Annotated in this window: 13 protein-coding genes and 1 pseudogene; all 14 read right to left on the bottom strand. The window is 72.5% G+C overall.

Features of this window, described 5'->3' with window-relative positions; all coding sequences use genetic code 11:
• Window positions 1-125 precede the first annotated feature (125 nt).
• Entirely contained in the window at window positions 126-1,340 is a 1,215-nt protein-coding gene (locus WMF27_RS15785; RefSeq protein WP_437768056.1) for a cytochrome P450, read from the bottom strand.
• A 158-nt stretch (window positions 1,341-1,498) separates the two neighbouring features.
• Window positions 1,499-1,621: a hypothetical protein gene (locus tag WMF27_RS15780; RefSeq protein WP_437944237.1), complete on the bottom strand. Its 123-nt coding sequence runs from the start codon at window positions 1,619-1,621 to the stop codon at window positions 1,499-1,501.
• Window positions 1,622-1,765: 144 nt separating this feature from the next.
• A complete protein-coding gene (locus WMF27_RS15775; protein ID WP_437769844.1) occupies window positions 1,766-6,673 on the bottom strand; it encodes an alpha-2-macroglobulin family protein in 4,908 nt (1,635 codons plus the stop codon).
• Window positions 6,674-6,706: 33 nt separating this feature from the next.
• Window positions 6,707-7,564 (bottom strand): VOC family protein, encoded by an 858-nt coding sequence (locus WMF27_RS15770; protein WP_437768058.1) that lies wholly within the window; start codon window positions 7,562-7,564, stop codon window positions 6,707-6,709.
• A gap of 5 nt (window positions 7,565-7,569) precedes the next feature.
• Window positions 7,570-8,685, bottom strand: a complete 1,116-nt coding sequence (gene arsB, locus WMF27_RS15765; protein ID WP_437768059.1) for an ACR3 family arsenite efflux transporter — start codon at window positions 8,683-8,685, stop codon at window positions 7,570-7,572.
• Window positions 8,686-8,846: 161 nt separating this feature from the next.
• Window positions 8,847-10,622 (bottom strand): arsenical pump-driving ATPase, encoded by a 1,776-nt coding sequence (arsA, locus tag WMF27_RS15760; protein ID WP_437768060.1) that lies wholly within the window; start codon window positions 10,620-10,622, stop codon window positions 8,847-8,849.
• An 11-nt stretch (window positions 10,623-10,633) separates the two neighbouring features.
• Window positions 10,634-11,023, bottom strand: a complete 390-nt coding sequence (gene arsD, locus WMF27_RS15755; protein WP_437768061.1) for an arsenite efflux transporter metallochaperone ArsD — start codon at window positions 11,021-11,023, stop codon at window positions 10,634-10,636.
• A 55-nt stretch (window positions 11,024-11,078) separates the two neighbouring features.
• Window positions 11,079-11,426, bottom strand: coding sequence for an ArsR/SmtB family transcription factor (locus tag WMF27_RS15750; protein ID WP_437768062.1), 348 nt, complete (start codon window positions 11,424-11,426; stop codon window positions 11,079-11,081).
• Window positions 11,427-11,544: 118 nt separating this feature from the next.
• Window positions 11,545-12,090 (bottom strand): hypothetical protein, encoded by a 546-nt coding sequence (locus WMF27_RS15745; protein WP_437768063.1) that lies wholly within the window; start codon window positions 12,088-12,090, stop codon window positions 11,545-11,547.
• 190 nt (window positions 12,091-12,280) lie between these two features.
• On the bottom strand, window positions 12,281-12,856 hold the full coding sequence (locus WMF27_RS15740) for a sigma-70 family RNA polymerase sigma factor (protein WP_437768064.1): 576 nt from the start codon (window positions 12,854-12,856) through the stop codon (window positions 12,281-12,283).
• On the bottom strand, window positions 12,853-13,650 hold the full coding sequence (locus WMF27_RS15735; RefSeq protein ID WP_437768065.1) for an arsenite methyltransferase: 798 nt from the start codon (window positions 13,648-13,650) through the stop codon (window positions 12,853-12,855). The genes WMF27_RS15740 and WMF27_RS15735 overlap by 4 nt, the downstream gene beginning before the upstream one ends.
• 246 nt (window positions 13,651-13,896) lie before the next feature.
• Window positions 13,897-14,758: pseudogene (locus WMF27_RS15730) on the bottom strand (TRC40/GET3/ArsA family transport-energizing ATPase); the annotation flags it as partial.
• Window positions 14,759-15,076: 318 nt separating this feature from the next.
• On the bottom strand, window positions 15,077-16,138 hold the full coding sequence (locus tag WMF27_RS15725) for a beta-ketoacyl synthase N-terminal-like domain-containing protein (RefSeq protein WP_437768066.1): 1,062 nt from the start codon (window positions 16,136-16,138) through the stop codon (window positions 15,077-15,079).
• Entirely contained in the window at window positions 16,135-17,166 is a 1,032-nt protein-coding gene (locus WMF27_RS15720; RefSeq protein ID WP_437768067.1) for a DUF2169 family type VI secretion system accessory protein, read from the bottom strand. Before WMF27_RS15720 ends, WMF27_RS15725 begins: the two co-directional genes overlap by 4 nt.
• Window positions 17,167-17,177 lie beyond the last annotated feature (11 nt).

Here is a 17,177-nt window from a genome sequence, read left to right as displayed (position 1 = left end):
GCCTACCGCCGTCGCGCCGAGCCGTGCGCGCCGCCCGATCGAACGCGGCGCCCGCTCCGCGGCGAGATCTGGGCTCTAGAATTCAGGCGAGCTCCAACCTGTTCGGCACGCCAGGCGGTTCTTGATCAGGGCAAGACGCCGCGGACCGGCAGCCGCGATGGGGTTCGCACGAAGACCATCGTGCTCCACTCGATGGTCGGGTTGACCAAATCGATTCGCTTGAATCGAGCGAGCAAGGATTCGAGCGCCACCCTCGCCTCCAGGCGCGCGAGGAGGTGGGCGACGCAGAAATGGACACCGTGCCCGAACGCGACCGACGCCCCCGTCCCGGTCTTTGGCACATCGCGGTCCATATTGAACTCGTCGGGATCGGGAAACACGGCCTCGTCGCGGTTGGCGGACGCGAGGATGACCGTCACTGGAGCGCCGGCGGGCACCTTGACGCCGCCCACCTCCGCTCCGGGCATCGCCTTGCGGAAGATGTTATGGGTAGGCGGGTCCCACCGGAGCATTTCTTCGATAAAGCGAGGGATGAGCGCCGGGTTTTCGCGCAGCCGCTCCGTGTCCGCGGGGCGCCTGGCGAGGGCAATGATTGATTTGCTTATCAATGTGGATGTGGTATCGAACCCCGCTGGGACCAGGACGAAGATGAAGGACATGAGCTCTTCCGGGGTGAGCTTATGGCCGTCGATTTCGGCCTGGAGGAGCGCGCTCACAAGATCATCGCCGGGCGCGCGCCGCCGCGCCTCGAGGACGTCGCCGAGGTAGCGCTCCATCTCGGCGATGGACGCGCGGACGCGCTCGGCGTGCTCGGGGCTCTGCGGGACGGGCGTGACGCTGAGGATATCGTCCGTCCACCGTTTAAAATTGGCGTGGAGAGAAGGATCCAGGGTGAGGAGCTCGCCGATGACGCCCGCTGTCATCGGGACGGCGTAGTCGGCGACGAAATCCGACTCACCCCTGGATTGCAGGGTGTCGGAGAGGCGCTCGGCGATGGCGCGGACCCTAGGCTCAATGCTCGTGATGATCCCGGGACCCAGGGCGCGGCTGACGAGGTTCCGGAGCTTCGTGTGCTCGGGCGGGTCCATTGCGAGCAGGGAGTGCGCCCCCGGCTGCCTCGGGAGCCAAGGCGGGTGAAAGGCGTCGACGTTGCCAGCGGACGAGAATTTTTGAGGGTTCTTGAGGACGGCGATGACATCGGCGTACCGGCTCACCGCCCAGGCGCCCAGCGGCTCGAGCACGCACACCGGCCCGGAGCGGCGCATCTCGGCGTAGGTGGGGAACGGGTCCGCCTGGAAATCGGGGGCGAACAAATCAAACTTCCGCAGCTCTTGGGTCATGGGAATAGCTCTCCTGCGACAAACGGGTTGAAACCACAAGAAAGAGCCAGAATTTCACAGGGAGGCGGGGAGGCGGGGAGCGAAAGACGGCAAGAGGGAGAAATTCATTTTCTTCTGCCTCCCCGCCTCCTTGCCTCCCTGTGAAAATTCTCCGGGTTTCAACGTGATCGGAGGTCTTCGAGAACGCGGCCGTCCGAGGTCAGGTAGGTCATCGGTCCCATGCCGGGGTCGAGCAAGAACGCGTCGTACTTGTCTTCAACCTCGTCCTGCCAAGAGCTCATGGCCGCGACGTACCGCCCGGCCACCTGATCGACAGAAGAAGTTCCAAAGAAGAGGTGTCCCACGAAATCGGTGAAGTTGCCGCCCGCCTGCTCGCGCGGCGCGCCGGCGGCGCTGCGGGTTGCCCGCAGCTGACGTTGCGGCGCTCACTCGATCACGATCGGCCGCGCCGGGACCACCGCGCGCGGCAGCTCCTCCTGCGCCACCCGGGCCTGCGCCTCGGGCGCCGTCACCTTCCCGGCAAGCGCGAAGCGCACCGGGATCTCCACCAGCGTCGAGAGCCGGCTCGCCTCCAGGGAAGCGCGCAGCGCGAGGACGCCGTTCACCTGCCGCACGCCCCCGAGCGGCGCGGCCAGCGACACCCCTGGCGGAAGCGGGACGCGCACGTCGACCTCGACCGGGCGGCCCAGCGTGTGGCGCAGCGAGACCGCGAGCTTCCCCGTCGTCCCCGCGCGCGGGCGCTTCGGCCAGGAGATCTCCACCTGCACGGGGCTCGCCGCCGGGGCCGGCGGCCGGCTCCAGCGCCGCAGCGCCGGGCGCTCCAGGCGCGCCACGACCGCGGGCCCCGCTGCCTCGACCGTCACCTCGGTCGCGCCCGCGTCGAGCGGCACCACGAGGCGCCCTGACGGCCCGACCTCCACGTCGCGGCGCGCGCCGCCCGACGTGACCGTGACTCGCGCCACCCCTCGGCCCTCGCCCCCGTGGGCCAGGAGCGCGCGCACCACCGCGCGCGTGCTGGCCGGCGCGCCGTAGCCGCCGCGCACGTCGCGCTGCACGCCCACCCAGCCGAGGAGCCTCGCGGGCGGCGCCGCGCTCCGGCCGAGCCCGGCGGCGCGGAGGAGCGCCGCGTAGACCATAGCGCGCGCGCTCCGATCCTCGGCCTGACCCGGCGGCAAGGTGACGCCGCCGGTCGGGAGCAGCGCCACCCAGGCGCGCAGCCGGTCCGCCACGTTCGCGGCCAGCGCCGCCCGGTGCGGCCGCTCCGCGAGCGCGAGCAGGACCCGGGCGAGCGCCACGCGATCGCCGCTCCGGATCACCTCGTCCAGCGTCCTCGTGACGAGCGCGTCCCAGCACGCGTTCACCGCGCCCCCGGCCGGCGAGGGCTCGATGTCGAGCGCGTCGAGCGCCGCCGCGGGCTGCAGGGGCTCGGGCGGGCAGCGCACGTCGATCTTCGGCAGCTCCTCCGCCACGGACGCGGGCGCGAAGGTGCGCGCCCGGAGCGCCGGAGGCCAGGAGACCAGGTCCTTCTTGCTGCCCTTGTACGCGAGCAGCCGGCCCACGGCGCGGCGGCCGATGTCCTCCGCGCGCGCGGCGAGCGGCGCGCCGTCGCCCCCCCGCGCGGCGGCCCAGCGGCGCACGAGCGCCGCGACCTCCACCGCGTCCGCCATCGCCCCGGCAGACGAGAGCCGGTCGGGATCCATCGCCTCGAGCGCCGCGGCGAGCGCGCCCGCGAGGCCGCGCTCGACGACGAGCCGCGGGCGGCCGGTGGGCTGGTAGCGCTCCGCGTCCGCCGCAATGCGCAGCGTGGCCGCGGCGCCGCCCTCGACGACCCGGGCGATGTTCAGGTCGGTGGGCTCGCCCGCCGGGCGGACGTCCCACGCGTGCACGAGCGCGTCGCCCGGGGTCCCCTGCGCCTTCAGGGCGACCGCGAGCTCCGCCCGCCCCGCGCGCAGCGCCCGCACCCGCGCGCGCACCGGGGCCGCGCCCCCCGCGGGCACGTCGACCGCCACCGCCCGGCGCCGCGGGTCCACGAGCGCGGCCACGCCGCGCGCCGTGAGCTCCACGCTCGCGCGGAGCGGCCTCGGCGAGCGGTTCCGGACCGAGATCTCGACGTCGACCTCGTCGCCCTCGACCCACGCGGCGCCGGCCTCCACGCGCGCCGAGAGCGGCTGCGCGGTGGGCACGTCGAGCGTGGCCGTGGCCGGCGTGGCGCCGTCCGGCACGCCCACGAAGACGAGCCGGAAGGTCGTCTCGACGTCGCCGAGCGGGACGCGCATCCGCAGCCGGCCATCCTTGTCGGTGCGCTGGGGCGGCGACCAGAAGAACACGCCCCGCGGCGCGCCGGACGAGGTGCGGTGGGATCCGCCCAGCTTGCCGTGGCCTTGACCGAACCCGGCGCCGCCCGCGCCCACGCCGGAGAGGCCGAGGCCGCCCTGGCCGATCCCCTCGCCCAGGGACGTGCCCGTGAGCTCCTCCAGGAGGCTCTCCCATGCCGACACCGTGGCGTCGCCGACCTCCATGTCGAACTTCGCGTCGACAAGGCGATCCTCGCCGACCGCCCTGGCGTACGGCGTGCCCGAGCGCAGCACGCGCTCGAACGGATCGCGCACGTCGTCGCCCGTGCCGATCCGGCCGTCGGGCCCGGGCGCGTGCAGGGCGAAGCCGCGCCGCACCGTGAGGAACGGCGCGGGCGGCGCGGTCGTCGGGGTGAACTGGATCGTTCCGCCCCAGGGATCGAGCAGGAGCGACTCCTCGAGCTGCGCGTCGCGCACCAGGCGGCGGAGCAGCGCGTTCGGATCGCGGAGCGCCGGCTCGTCCGGGTCGAGCAGGCGCTCGCGCCGGAACGCGCGCGCCGCGGCGAGGATGCGGAAGAGCTTGAGGCGGGTGACGCGGCGAGCGACGTGATCGAACGTGACCTGCGGGTCCACCGCCAGGAGGTCCGCGAGCGAGAGCGGCTCGCCGCCGGGCGTCTCGGGGGGCGCATCCATGGCGGCCGTGACCAGGGTCATCAGCTCGGGGTTCCACGCATGGGCGCCGCCCGGCCCGCGGCGGCGCACGTCGCGCAGCCGCTCCGGGTCGCTGGTGGCCTCGAAGACCGCCCCCTCGAGCGAGCGAAGCACCTGGCCGAACGCCTCGTCGAGCGCCGCCCGCGCGGAGCCGGCCGGATCGTTCGCCGGCGCGATCGCCTCGCGCGCCCGCGCGCCGAGCTCCGCGCGCCGGAGCGGATCGAGCGCGGGATCGCCCTGGAGGAAGGCGCCGCAGCGCTCGGGCTCGACCATGCCCTGGCAGAGCCGCGCGCGCGTGTCGAGCGCCGCGAGGCCGCCGACGCTGCCCCCGCCGTGCAGATCCACGACGACGGCCGCGACGGTCCCGGGCAGGCCGCGGTTGCCCCCGTCGGTGAGCGCGAGGTCCACGTCCATGGCGCCGCGCGGGGCCGCGCGACCCCCGGTCATGCGGGCCTCGAGCCGAGGGAGCACGCGCGGCGTGACGAGCACCGCGCCGCCCGCCTGCCGCGCGGCGGCGCGCGGCCGGGGAGCGGCGGCGCTGAGCGTCCAGACGCCGGCCGCGCCCTCGGGCAGGCCGAGCGCGCCGCCCTCCGGGCCGCCGGCGATCCAGGCGCTCGCCGCGCGGGCCGAGTTGCCGGCCTGGACGATCACGCTCCAGCCGGCGCCGTCCGCTGCGCTGCCGCCCTCCGGCCGCCGGCCCGCGCGCGGGCCCGCGCCGCCGGCGTCGATCACGCGGAGCGCGAGCGCGTCGCCGGCGCGGGCGAGGAGCCGCTCGGGCCGGAGCAGCGCCGTGGCGTCGCGATCGACGGAGACGCACAGCGCGAACGGCTCGCGCCGCGACGCGAGCGCCGGGAGCTCGCCCGCGGGCCGCACGCGCACCGCCGCCGCGACGCCGCCAGCGCACGGCCCGACGCTGCGGAAGGCGCCGAGCTCGACGGGCGCGTCCCAGGTCACCTCGGCCTCGCCGTACGCGTCGGTGGTCACGGCGGCCTGGAGCCCGTCGCCCTCGACGGTGAAGGTGCCCTGCACCGGCTTCCGCCGCGCATCGCGGACGCGCAGGAGCATGCGCTGAGCGACGCCCGGAACGATGGCGCCCGCCTCCGGGAGCAGCGTCGCCTCCGAGGTGGGGCTCTCCACGGAGACGGTGGCCTCGCGCTCGAGCTCGTGCCCCTCGAACGTCGCGCGCGCGACGACGCGCAGCGTGGTCCCCGCGCCCTGCACCACGGTGGTGGGCGCCACGGCCGCGCCGCGGACCTCGCCGGCCGCGTCGGTGCGCGCGGGCGTCGTGAGCTTCTCCCATGCGGCCCAGTCCTCGGGCGGGCTCGTGCCCTTCGGCCCGGTCCAGATCCGCACCGGCAGCCCGGCCACGGGCTGCCCGGCGCCATCGCGGATCCGGATCACGTAGCTTGCGCGATCCCCGGCGCGCAGGTCCTGCTCGGACCACTCGGCCAGCATCTGCGGGGCGCCGGGCGTCTCTTCGCGCGGCGAGAGGGAGATCTCCGCGGCGTTCGACGAGGCCCCCGCCGCGCTCCGCGCGCGGGCGCGGAGGATCCAGCGCCAGCCGGGCTCGTCGATCCAGGGGACGGGCACGCGCGTCATGGCGACGCCGGCCACATCGGTCGTGACCACGGCCGTGTGCCGGGCGACGCCGCCCTCGAGCAGGCTGACCTCCACGGGGACCCGAGGGGCCGGCTGCCCCGAGGCCTGGCTCTGCACCGTGATCCACGCCGACATCGCGCTGCCCGGCACCACGCGCGTGTCAGGGACGTGCAGGTCGACCTGGAGCGGCGCGAGTCGGTGCACGGTGAGCGTCCGCGTCCGCTGCCGGTCTCCGGCGCGCACGCCGAGCAGCAGCCGGAGCTCGCGCTCGGGCCCCTCCGGGATCGGGACGTCGAGGTGAGCGCGCCCCTTCGCGTCGGTGGTGACCCGCACGGGCGGCGGGACGGCGCTGACCTTGCCGAGGTGCTCGGGATCCCACGTCGCCTCCACGGTGGCCGCCTCGAGCGGCCGGAGCGTGATCGCGGTGGGGAAGCCGAGCGCGAGGACCTGGACCGGCAGGGTGGCGCCGGGCGCGCCGCGGTCGGGCGCGTGAAGGAAGAGGTCGAGGCCGCGGGCGACCGCATCGCGGCCATCCGTGGCCGCGTCGGAGGTCGCGGCGGCGCCGAGGGCGGCGACGAGGAGGAGGCCGGCGAGCGGAAGGGAAGGCCTGGGCATGGTGCCTTTCGACACCGCCAAGGGGAGCAGGTTCCTGCGCTGCACGGCCGCCCGGACCGCGCCCGACCCGAACATGACGGCGACGAGGAGCGCGCTGCCCAGCAGCTCTCCCATCACCGGTCAGAGCCAGGCGGGGCCGCGCATGCGCTACGCCAACGCCGTGGGTTCGAGGTTCTCCGGCTTCTCGGCGAGCTCGTCCGGCGTGAGCCGGGCGTAGATCTCGACGAGGTTGCCGTCAGGGTCCTCGAGCCACAGCTCGTGGAGCGGCGTGCCACGCCAAGTCGTGCGCGGCGGCTTGCTCACCGTCAACCCGGCGGCCGTCGCGAGCTCGTAGGACCGAACGACCGCCGCCTTGCCAGCGACGGCAATACCGAGGTGGTAGAGCGTGTCTCGGTGCAGCTCCTTGCCGTCGGAGACGACGAGCACGAAGTTCGTGTGCAGCTCCGGCCGAACGAAGGTCGAGTAGCGATGCGTCCACTCCTTCGGCTCGGTGCCGAGGAGCCAAGCGTAGAAACGCGTGCTCTTCGCGAGATCCTTCACGCGCACGCTGGCGTGGAACTCCTGCGCCTGTGGCCCCTCGGGGAGATCGAGCAGCGCGTCGAGCACCTCGAGCCTCGCCAGGATCTGGTCCCGCGCGGTCCGGAACCGCGTCAGCATCTCCTCGCGTGGGATCGACGGATCCTTGCTCGCCGGATCCTGAATGGGCCAGTGCAGCCGGCGCGCCTTGCCGAGGAAGACCGGGCAGACCTCCTCGGCGCAGAGCGTGATGACCGTGCCCACGGTGGCGGCGTCGATCGTCTGCACAGACTTCGAGTGGTGCGTCGTCAGGTCGACCCCGACCTCGCGCATCACCTCGATCGCGTACGGGTTCACCTTCGACGGCTCGCTCCCCGCGCTCTGCACGGCGATGCGCGCGCCGAAGAGCTTGCGAGCAAGGCCCTCGGCCATCTGGCTGCGCGCCGAGTTGGCGACGCAAAGAAAAAGGATCGTCTTGCCGGTGTTCATCGTGGTCAGGCCTTGCTCTCGGGAGTGCTCGGGCCGGCGCATGCGGGCGGCGCGACATCGAGCGGGGTGTTGGGGAAGAAGCGCCTCTGCGCCCACAGGGCGACGTTCACGAGGCCGATGAGGACGGGCACCTCGACGAGAGGACCGATGACCGCCGCGAACGCCGCACCACTGTGAATGCCGAAGCTCGCGATCGCGACAGCGATGGCCAGCTCGAAGTTGTTCGACGCAGCCGTGAACGAGAGCGTCGCCGACTGCTTGTAGTCCGCGCCGACGCGCTTGCTCATGAAGAACGACACCGCGAACATCAGCACGAAGTAGATGAGCAGCGGCACCGCGATGCGAAGAACGTCGAGCGGCAGCTGCACGATGGTCTCGCCCTTCAGCGAGAACATCACCACGATGGTGAACAGCAGGGAGACGAGCGTGATGGGGCCGATGCGAGGCACGAACGCCTTCTCGTACCAGTCACGCCCCTTCGTGCGCACGAGCACCCGTCGCGTGAGGAACCCGGCGGCGAAGGGCACACCGAGGTAGATGGCCACGCTCGTCGCGATCTCGCCGATGGTGATGTTCACGACGGCTCCCTCGAGTCCGAGCCAGGTCGGCAGGAGCGTGGCGAAGAAGTACGCGTAGACCGAGAAGAACAGGACCTGGAAGATCGAGTTGAAGGCCACGAGCCCGGCGCAGTACTCGGTGTCGCCCTTCGCGAGATCGTTCCAGACGATGACCATCGCGATGCAGCGCGCGAGCCCGATGAGGATGAGGCCGAGCATGTACTCTGGCTTGTCGCGCAGGAACACCACCGCGAGCCCGAACATCAGCAGCGGACCCACGATCCAGTTCTGGACCAGCGACAGAGTGAGCACCCGCTTGTTGCGGAAGACCTTGCCGAGCTCCTCGTAGCGGACCTTGGCGAGCGGCGGGTACATCATCAGGATCAGCCCGGCCGCGATAGGGATCGACGTCGTGCCGACGCTCATGTCGTTGAGCGCAGTCGTGAACCCGGGCGCGAGGAAGCCGAGGGCGACGCCCAGGCCCATCGCGAGGAAGATCCAGAGCGTCAGGTAGCGGTCGAGGAAGGAGAGCTTGCCGAGCAGGCCGGCCTTTGCGTTGGTCATTCGAGTTCAGTTCCTTGTGGTCGTGCGAGGCGTCGTGTCCGTGCCTGGAAGCGACGCGTGCCACGACGCGATGCGAGCCCGGAGGCTCTCGCGCGCTTCCTCGCCTCCGACACGCGTGCTCGCCGACGCGGCGTATGCCGTCGTCGTACCCGACTGCGCTGTCATGGCGCTACCTCCGCTCTCACCTGACCGGGCGCGGCGAAGAGATCGAGCCGGGCATGCGCGGACTTCGGCGCAGCCCACGGCACCACAGCCACACGCGAAGCGAGGTCACGAACCTCAGCATGGAAGCGACCCTCGTTCGCGCGTCGACGAACGAGCACCGGATCGGTGACGCTGAGAGGCACGAGGCTCTGGTTGATGACCCACGCGAAGGGGCGGATCTGCGCGCGCTCCAGGTCGCGCTGCAGGGCTGCCGCTTCGTGTACGGGCGTGGCCTCGGGGAGCGTGACGAGGAGGATCTTCGTGAACTCCGCGTCCCGCAGGCGTGGTAACAGGCGGCGCACCTCCTCGGGTGCCGACCCGGACGTGCGCAGCACCTCTCGGTGGTACGACTCGGCGGCGTCGAGCAGGAGCAGGGTGTGGCCGGTGGGCGCGGTGTCGATGACGACGAAGCCGTGTTCGCCTTCATCGACGATGCGTGCAAAGGCTCGGAAGACTGCGATCTCCTCGGTGCACGGGCTCCGGAGATCCTCCTCGAGCAGCGCGCGCCCCGCGGCGTCCAGGCTGGCTCCCGCCGTGCGCATGACTTCGTCGGCGTACGCGCGCGTCTCGAGGACCGGGTCGATGCGGCTCACCCGGATCCCGTCTACGGCTGCCCCGAGCGCCTCCGCGACGTGCGCGGCGGGGTCCGTCGTCGTCAGGTGAACCTTGTGTCCACGGCGGGCGAGCTCGACGGCGATATTCACCGCCACGGTCGTCTTGCCGACGCCGCCCTTGCCCATCGTCATGATGACGCCGCGCCCACCTGCTTCGAGCGACGGCACGAGCTGGGCGAGTGGAGGAATCGACACCGCAGGCGCGGGAGCCAGAGCCGGGTCGACTGCGCTCGGCGTTCGCTCACCGAACAACCTCCGCAACGCGGCCATGCCGACGAGCCCGAACGGGAGCAGCGGCAGCGCGGTGCGCGGCAGCTCCCGGAGGCCCTCAGGCATCTCGGCGAGCGCCTCCTCGCCTCGACGCTGCATGCCCACCGCGACGGCGTCGCGGGCGTCCTGCGCACGGAAGATGCCGTTGATGACCAGCTCCTGTCGTTCGATGCCGAGGGCCGCGAGCTCGCGGCGCGTGCGCTCGGCCTCGCTGAGCGAAGGCCGCTCGGCGCGTGAGACGAGCACGAGCGCGGTGCGCGTCCCATCGACGAGGGCCCTGCGCGACCCGTCGTAGAGCGCCTGCTGCGCCTTCAGACCCGCGAGCGGTCCGAGGCAGGACGTGCCGCCCACGTTCGACTCGAGGAACCCGGTCCACGCCGCCGGCAGCTCGAGGAGCCGCAACGTGTGCCCGGTGGGAGCGGTGTCGAACACGACGTGGTCGAAGTCGGCGGTCGCGCGCTCGTCGCCGAGCAGCCTCGAGAACTCGTCGAACGCAGCGATCTCGACGGTGCACGCGCCCGAGAGCTGCTCCTCGATGCTGCGAACGGCGGCGTCGGGGAGCACCCCGCGGTAGGGCCCGACCATGCGCTCGCGGTACGCGTGCGCCGCCGCCTCCGGATCGATGTTGAGCGCGAACAGCCCCGGCGCGCCGGCGATGGGACGAGGCTCGGCGCCGAGCTTCGTCTCGAGCACCTCGTCGAGGTTCGAGGCCGGATCCGTGCTGACGAGCAGCACCCGTCGCCCGCGCGCCGCGAGCTCCACCGCGGTCGCGCAGGCGACGCTCGTCTTGCCGACGCCGCCCTTGCCCGTGAAGAAGAGGTTTCGCGGAGCGCGCTCGAGGAGGTGCATCGCGGTCTCCATCAGCAGCAGGAGGTCTTCGACTTGGCGGAGGTGGCCGGCCCGCAGCAGCCGCTCGACGCGGCGGGCGCCGTCTCCAGCTTCTTCACGACGACGCCGGCGAGCGCGGCAAGCGTCTCCCGCGACGGGTACGCCCCCTCGACGGCGATGCGGTCACCGACCAGCACGAGCGGGAGCACCTCGGTCCCGCGCGCGAGCGCCTCCTTCACGGCAGGCGTCCCGGCGAACGCGGACGGCTGCTGAGACAGGTTGTATCGCTCGACGGTGACACCCTGCTTCTGCAGCCAGTCGACATCGGCGGCGAAGCGGGCCAGCTCGGGATCGACGCTCGGTCCGCAAACGCCGGTGGAACAGCACATGGCGGGGTCGAACACGCGGATGGTCATGGACATGGGAACTTCCTCTCGTTAATCGTCGATGGACGATAGATTAGACGTGCGACGGCGCTCAGAGCCCCCCGACGAGGGCCTTCAGACGCCGGAGCGCCCGGGGCTCGATGCAGTAACAGACGCGAGGGCCGTCGACGTCGCCGCGGATGAGGCCGGCCTCCTTGAGCACCTTCAGGTGCTGCGAGACGGTCGACTGGGCGAGCGGCAGCTCGTCCACGATGTCGCCGCAGACGCAGGCGTTCTTTCGGATCAGGATGCGCACGATCTTCACGCGCGCCGGGTGTCCGAGCGCCTTCGACAGGCTGGCCAGCTCCTCGTCGGCATCGTCGCCCTCGATCGGCCGGAGGTCTACCTGCTCGTTCGGAGGCGGGCAGCAGCGGTCGGTCACCTCCGGCTTCGCTTTCATCGCAAATTAACGATAGGCGACGATGCTCCCTCTGTCAATCGGCGGATTTCACGCCTGGTGTCGCCGTGAGGCGCTCGGGCGTCGCGTCGAGGAGGGGACAGCCCTGAGCGGGGTGGCCTCAGGCGAGGCCAGGCCGCGCGAAGCGGAGCGCGACGGGGCGCAGCCCGAGCACGACGTGCACGAGCGCCGTGAGCGCCGCGCCCGGGAGCAGGTTGAGCGCGATGGCGTGCGTGAGCGCCGGGAGCGCGGTGTCGAGGAGGACGGGCGCATCGAGCGACCAAGCCGAGGCGGGGCGGGCGGCGAGGAGGAGCGCGACCGAGGCGGAGTAGAGCGCGATCAGACCCGCGTGGAGCGCGTATTCACGCGGCGTGAGCCCACCGAGGTCCTCGCGGGAGCGCCGCTCCTCGAGCACGTCGAGGATGGCGACGACGAAGGAGGCAGCGAGGGCGCCCACGCCAGCCCAGAGGAGGAGACCGGCGCTCGGAGCGAGGTAGAGCGCGCCAACGACGATGGCGAAGAGCGCCGCGTGGATCGTGTGAAGGTGGTGCTCGCGGCGCGAGGCCTCATGGGCGAAGAGACGGTATTTCCAGAGATGATAATAGATCCCGTCGATCGCGCCGACGGCGGCGTAAACGGCGAGCAGGATGGATGCGATCTCGTTCATGTCGATTACCTCCGCCGAGAAGGACGGGAATCGAGCGACGAGGACGCAGAGAATCGAAGGAGACGCAGGGAGACGAAGGAGATGAAGAGGAGCGAGGGGATCGATCGCGGAGGGGGCGGCGAGGCGACGAGCGCTCTGCCAGCCAGGCAGCGGGGCTTAGGGTGGATCGGCCAGGAGGGCGGGTCGCGCGTCAACCGCAGGAGCAGCGGGGCCCGTTGCTCGGAGCGCGCGGCACGCAGTCGATGACGTGCCCGCGCGCGTCGAGGGCCACCTCGCAGCACTGCTCCACGAGCGAGCGCAGCTTCTCCCGCCCGCGCTGGACGCGGGACTTCATCGCCGTGAGCGAGATGCCGAGCATGTCGGCCGCGGCCTTCTGGGAGAGGCCTTCGAGCTCGGTGAGGGTGAGGGCCTCACGGTAAGGCGACGGGAGCATGGCGACGAGCGGACCGATCGCCACGGCGAGGAGATCGGCGGCCCCGTCCTCACCGCTCGGGGGTTCTGCCTCCATCTCGGGGACGTCACCCTCGACGAGGAGATGCCGCGCGCGGGCCCGGTGGTGCTCGGCGATGGCGCTGCGGGCGACCTGGTAGACCCAGGGGCCGAAGCGCTCGTCGTCGCGCAGCCCACCGACGCCCCGCTGCATGCGCAGGAACACGTCCTGCACGACGTCATCGACGTCGGCCGCCGTGGAGACGCGGCGCACGACGAAGGGGCGGAGGCGCGCCTCGAGCTGATGCCAGGCGCCGCGCGCGTCCGCGTCGATCATGCTCGAGCCTCCGGCCGAGCGGGTTTGAGCGCCTCGATCGTCGCGGACGTGATGTACTGCTCGGCGCCCGACCCGGGCACCCAGTCACGGATGAACTCGCGGCTTTGGGGCTTCACCCCGATGCGTATGTCCGTGAATCCGGCCTGATGCAAGAGCTCCTGGAGCTCGTCGGCCCTCACCGCCCCCGCGACGCACCCGGTGAGCGCGGCCACCTGCTCGCGCAGCGCGGCGGGCAGCTCCGCGGTCGCGATGACATCGGAGATCGCAAGCCGGCCGCCGGGCCGGAGGACGCGATAGGCCTCGCGGAACACGGCGGGCTTGTCCGGGGAGAGATTGATGACGCAATTGGAGAGGATGACGTCGGCGGCCGCGTCGGCGACGGGCAGGTGCTCGATCTCGCCCAGGCGGAACTCCACGTTGGCCGCGTTGATCTTTCGCGCATTCTCCCGCGCCTTGGCGATCATTCCCGGGGTCATGTCCACGCCGATCACCCGCCCGCCCGGGCCGACCTGGCTGGCGGCGAGGAAGCAGTCGAACCCGCCGCCGCTGCCGAGGTCGAGCACGGTCTCGCCCGGCCGGAGGGCGGCGATCGCCTGGGGGTTGCCGCAGCCGAGGCCCATGTCCGCGCCCTCCGGGACGGCGGCGAGGTCTTCGCGTGTATAGCCGAGCTTGAGCGACGCCGCCTGCGCCGGCGCGCAGCAGCTCGGGGCGCAGCAGCCCGTCCCGGCCACGGCTACTTTTCCATAATGATCTCGGACAGCTTCACGGGTCTGGTCGATGGTTCGGTCGGTCATCTCGGGCCTCCTGCCTGGAGGACGGGGATCCGAGCGGATGGACGCAGGAAATCGACTTGGCGCTCGTCGAGCGGGGCGCGAGGCCGGCGCGGGCGCGGCGCCATCGGGGGGCAGTGTGGCTCATGGGTTCCGTGAGAGCGCGGACCGTCACCCCCCGGCACCGTCCTCCCGCGGCAGAGACCACCACCGCAACCGACCCATTCCTAAGGAACGCGCCGCTGCGGTTCGTCGTCACGCGCCAGCGCCAGCAGGCGGGCCGACCATGTTGAACGCGCGCAGAGGAATGCGCGACCTGGGCAGTCCCTGCAATCGAGGAGGCAGCGCGCGGAGCGCCGCTCGCCCGCGCTCCGTGAGCGCAGCAGCGACGGGATCGGCCTGATCGGCAGCCTCGAACACCGCGTTGATGGCGAGCCGTTGGTTCTTGATGCCGATGGCCATCAGCTCACCCGACGTCCGCTCGGCCTCGCGTAGAGCAGCTCGGTCAGGCCGCGTCACCAGGACGATCGTTGTGCGAGCGCTGTCGGCCAGCGCGCCCATCGCCGCGGCGAATCGCGCCTCCTGCATCCTCAGCCCCGTGTGCGGACCGAGACACGAGGCTCCCTGCGCGGTCGACTGGAGGAAGCTGGTCCAGGCGCGTGGCAGGCTGAGGAGCCGCAACGTGTGTCCGGTGGGCGCGGTGTCGAACAGCACGTGGTCAAACGCCGCGGACGCCTGGTCGCCGGCGAGCAGCTCGGCAAACTCATCGAATGCGGCGATCTCGACGGTGCACGCGCCGGCGAGCTGCTCGCGCAGCTCGGCGAGCTGTCCCTCCGTCCAGAGTTCGCGATACGGCGAGATGACGCGCTCGCGGTAGGCGCTGGCTGCCCGCTCGGGATCGATGTTGAGGGCCCAGAGTCGGTCGACACCGGGGACCTTGGTCGGTCGGTTCGAGAGCGCGACGCCGAGCATCTCGTCGAGGTTCGAGGCCGGGTCGGTGCTGACCAGGAGGATTCGCTTCCCTGCATCCGCCAGGCGGATCGCTGTCGCACACGCGAGAGCCGTCTTGCCGACGCCCCCCCTTTCCGGTGAAGAAGAGGAAGCGACCCGGCTGGTCCAGGAAGATCGTCATCGATGTGGCCTCCGTCAGATTTGTGCCGGGCACGGCTTGGCACCGATACCCGACAGCCGAGCCTGAGCGAGCTCCTCCACGGGCGGCTGGTCGTACCTCGTCAGGCAGGTCGTCTCCTGTTCATGCGCGCCGCGAGTGGCGAAGAGTGGCGAAGGTAGCACGCCGCACCGCCATGCCTCGCGGTTCGGATGCCGGTCGCCTACCCGGCGCCTGCGCCTCGGATGTAGTCGTCTCGGCCGCGAGGAGGCGCTGCGCGCGTCGACCGGCTCCTCGGCGCGACGTCGAGCGGACGCGCGCACGCGGGCGGCGCGCTCGCCGTCACCCCGGCGCCACGACCACCATCGCGGCGCGCTCCCCGCCGTCGCTCCCGGCCAGAGAGACCGCGCACGGGTGCGGCGCGAAGCCCCGCGCGAACGCCTCCGACGCGATCGCGAGGTGCAGCGGCATGGCCGCGGCGCCGAGCGCGCCGATCCGCTGGGCGGGGCACTCCAGCTGCTGCGGATCGCAGAAGAGCTGCTGCGTGCGCACCGACGCGGCCTGGAGCTCGAAATGGCGGAAGGTCTCGAAGCTGATATCGGTGAGCACCCAGCCGGCGCGCAGCCCGCGCTCGGCGAGCGGCGCGAGCGCGGCGCGCAGCGCTGCGGTGAGGCCCGTGGCCTGGAACGCGGACTCGTCGTTGTCCGGGCGGGCCCGCTCGTGCGCGGTGGAGAGGCCGACGATCTGCCCGAGCTCTCGGAGGAGCGCGCGCCGCGCGACGTCGGGGCGCACGAGGACCACGAAGGCCGCGCACTCGCCGGGGACGAGGGCGTCGAGGTTGTCCGGCCGGAAGAGCCGGCCCGCGGCGTCGAGCGCGGCGATGCGCGCCGGGTCGTAGTCGGTGTGCACCCCGCCGAGCAGCGCCGCGTCGATCGCGCCTCGCGCGAGCGCGTCGCACAGCTCCGGCAGCAAGTACCCCGGCGCGGCGGGGCCGCGCGTCGAGACCTTGACCGCGATCTCCGGCGCGCCCCCGTACGATTGCGCCCGCGCGGCGAGCTCGGCGGCGACCCGCTGCGCCGGGGCCTCGCCGCCCGGCGGCCGCTGCCCGAGGTGCTCGTCGAGGCACAGGCCCATCTGCATGCGCAGCCCCCGCGCCGCGGGGCCGAGCTTCTCCAGCGCCTCGCGGAGCGCGCGCTCCGCGAGCAGGACGGCGCGCGCCGCGCCCGTGACCCGCGGATCGAGCGTGGGCAGGAAGCACATCGTGACGGGCTCGCCCTGCCCGTCCACGAGCGGCGACTCGCGCATCGCCGCGGCCGAGGCGCGGTGCGAGAACGCGGTGTCGATCGAGCGCAGCCCGACGGGCGTGATCGCGCCCGCGGCCACCAGGACGGCGAGCGGCCTCACGCTCGCCCCCGCTCGCGCACGATCACGCGCGCGTCCTTCATCCGCCGGGGCGCCTTGACGTGCGCGCGCCAGACCATCTCGACGGCCACCGGCTTCTGCGGGCCGGTGGCGTAGAGGTCGACGAGCACGGTGTCGAGGTGCGGCGCGAAGGCGACCGGCGCGCGATCCTTCACGTGGAACTCGATCTCGACCTGCACCTTCGGGAGCTCGAAGCTGAGCGCCCCCTCGGGCGTGAGGTTGAGCGCCCGCACCGGCTCGCCGCCCGCGAGCGGCGGCTCCGCGATGAGGCCCGGCGAGGCGCACAGGTTGAAGCGGTGGTCGAAGTCCTCGGGCAGGAGCGGCGCGCGGTTCTCCCGCCACGCGGCGTCGTACGTCCCGGCATACCCACGGCGCGGCTCCCAGTGCCGGCCGACGACCCCGATCCCCGCGGGCGGCGGCGCGGTCCTCGCCGTCCGGATCGGGTACGAGGGATCCTCGATCGCCGGCGCCGGCTGGTGGGTGAGCGAGGCCGGCGCGCGCGTGACGCCCGTGCCGATCGGGTTGCGCGGCTCCTCTAGTGGTTCCGCGGGATCGTCGTCGTCCCGCCCGCCCCAGGCGTGGTCGTAGCGCATGTCGATCTGCGCGATGGGCGCCGGCGCGGTGAGGGCGGCGCCCTTGTCCACCCAGAGCCGCTTGCCGAACACGACGAGCGATTTCCTGAGCGGGCCCACCTCGACGCGCACGTCGAAGGACGGCACCGCCTTGCCGTTCGGCGCGTACGCCGTGGCCACGAAGATCACGTCGGTCGCCGGCTTGAACAGGCAGACGTCGGCGGGGTACGCGACGCTCTCGGGCTTCTTCTCCTCCCAGGGCAGGTCAGCGAGGCGGACCCCGCGCGTGCGCTCGGGGGGCGCGAGCTCGAGGCTGCCGTCGTCCTGGAGCTCGAAGCTCGCCTTGACGATCGTGACCAGCTGCTCGCCGTCCCGGTCGACGAGCAGCTGTGGGTGCGCGGCGAAGTCCGTCTTGTTGTCGAGCGGGGGCTGGCTCATCGCGGGCGCAT

The sequence above is a fragment of the Sorangium sp. So ce281 genome, from assembly GCF_051527395.1.
Classification (GTDB): domain Bacteria; phylum Myxococcota_A; class Polyangia; order Polyangiales; family Polyangiaceae; genus Sorangium; species Sorangium cellulosum_B.
The sequence above is the reverse complement of the archived record's forward strand: the minus strand, read 5'-3'. Positions and strand labels throughout refer to the sequence as shown.

Bases quoted from the DNA above. Each gene is read 5' to 3' on its own strand.
- WMF27_RS15785 (WP_437768056.1), bottom strand. From the start codon at position 1,340: ATGACCCAAGAGCTGCGGAAGTTTGATTTGTTCGCCCCCGATTTCCAG.
- WMF27_RS15780 (WP_437944237.1), bottom strand. From the start codon at position 1,621: ATGAGCTCTTGGCAGGACGAGGTTGAAGACAAGTACGACGCGTTCTTG.
- WMF27_RS15775 (WP_437769844.1), bottom strand. From the start codon at position 6,673: ATGGGAGAGCTGCTGGGCAGCGCGCTCCTCGTCGCCGTCATGTTCGGG.
- WMF27_RS15770 (WP_437768058.1), bottom strand. From the start codon at position 7,564: ATGAACACCGGCAAGACGATCCTTTTTCTTTGCGTCGCCAACTCGGCG.
- arsB (WP_437768059.1), bottom strand. From the start codon at position 8,685: ATGACCAACGCAAAGGCCGGCCTGCTCGGCAAGCTCTCCTTCCTCGAC.
- arsA (WP_437768060.1), bottom strand. From the start codon at position 10,622: ATGCACCTCCTCGAGCGCGCTCCGCGAAACCTCTTCTTCACGGGCAAG.
- arsD (WP_437768061.1), bottom strand. From the start codon at position 11,023: ATGTCCATGACCATCCGCGTGTTCGACCCCGCCATGTGCTGTTCCACC.
- WMF27_RS15750 (WP_437768062.1), bottom strand. From the start codon at position 11,426: ATGAAAGCGAAGCCGGAGGTGACCGACCGCTGCTGCCCGCCTCCGAAC.
- WMF27_RS15745 (WP_437768063.1), bottom strand. From the start codon at position 12,090: ATGAACGAGATCGCATCCATCCTGCTCGCCGTTTACGCCGCCGTCGGC.
- WMF27_RS15740 (WP_437768064.1), bottom strand. From the start codon at position 12,856: ATGATCGACGCGGACGCGCGCGGCGCCTGGCATCAGCTCGAGGCGCGC.
- WMF27_RS15735 (WP_437768065.1), bottom strand. From the start codon at position 13,650: ATGACCGACCGAACCATCGACCAGACCCGTGAAGCTGTCCGAGATCAT.
- WMF27_RS15720 (WP_437768067.1), bottom strand. From the start codon at position 17,166: ATGAGCCAGCCCCCGCTCGACAACAAGACGGACTTCGCCGCGCACCCA.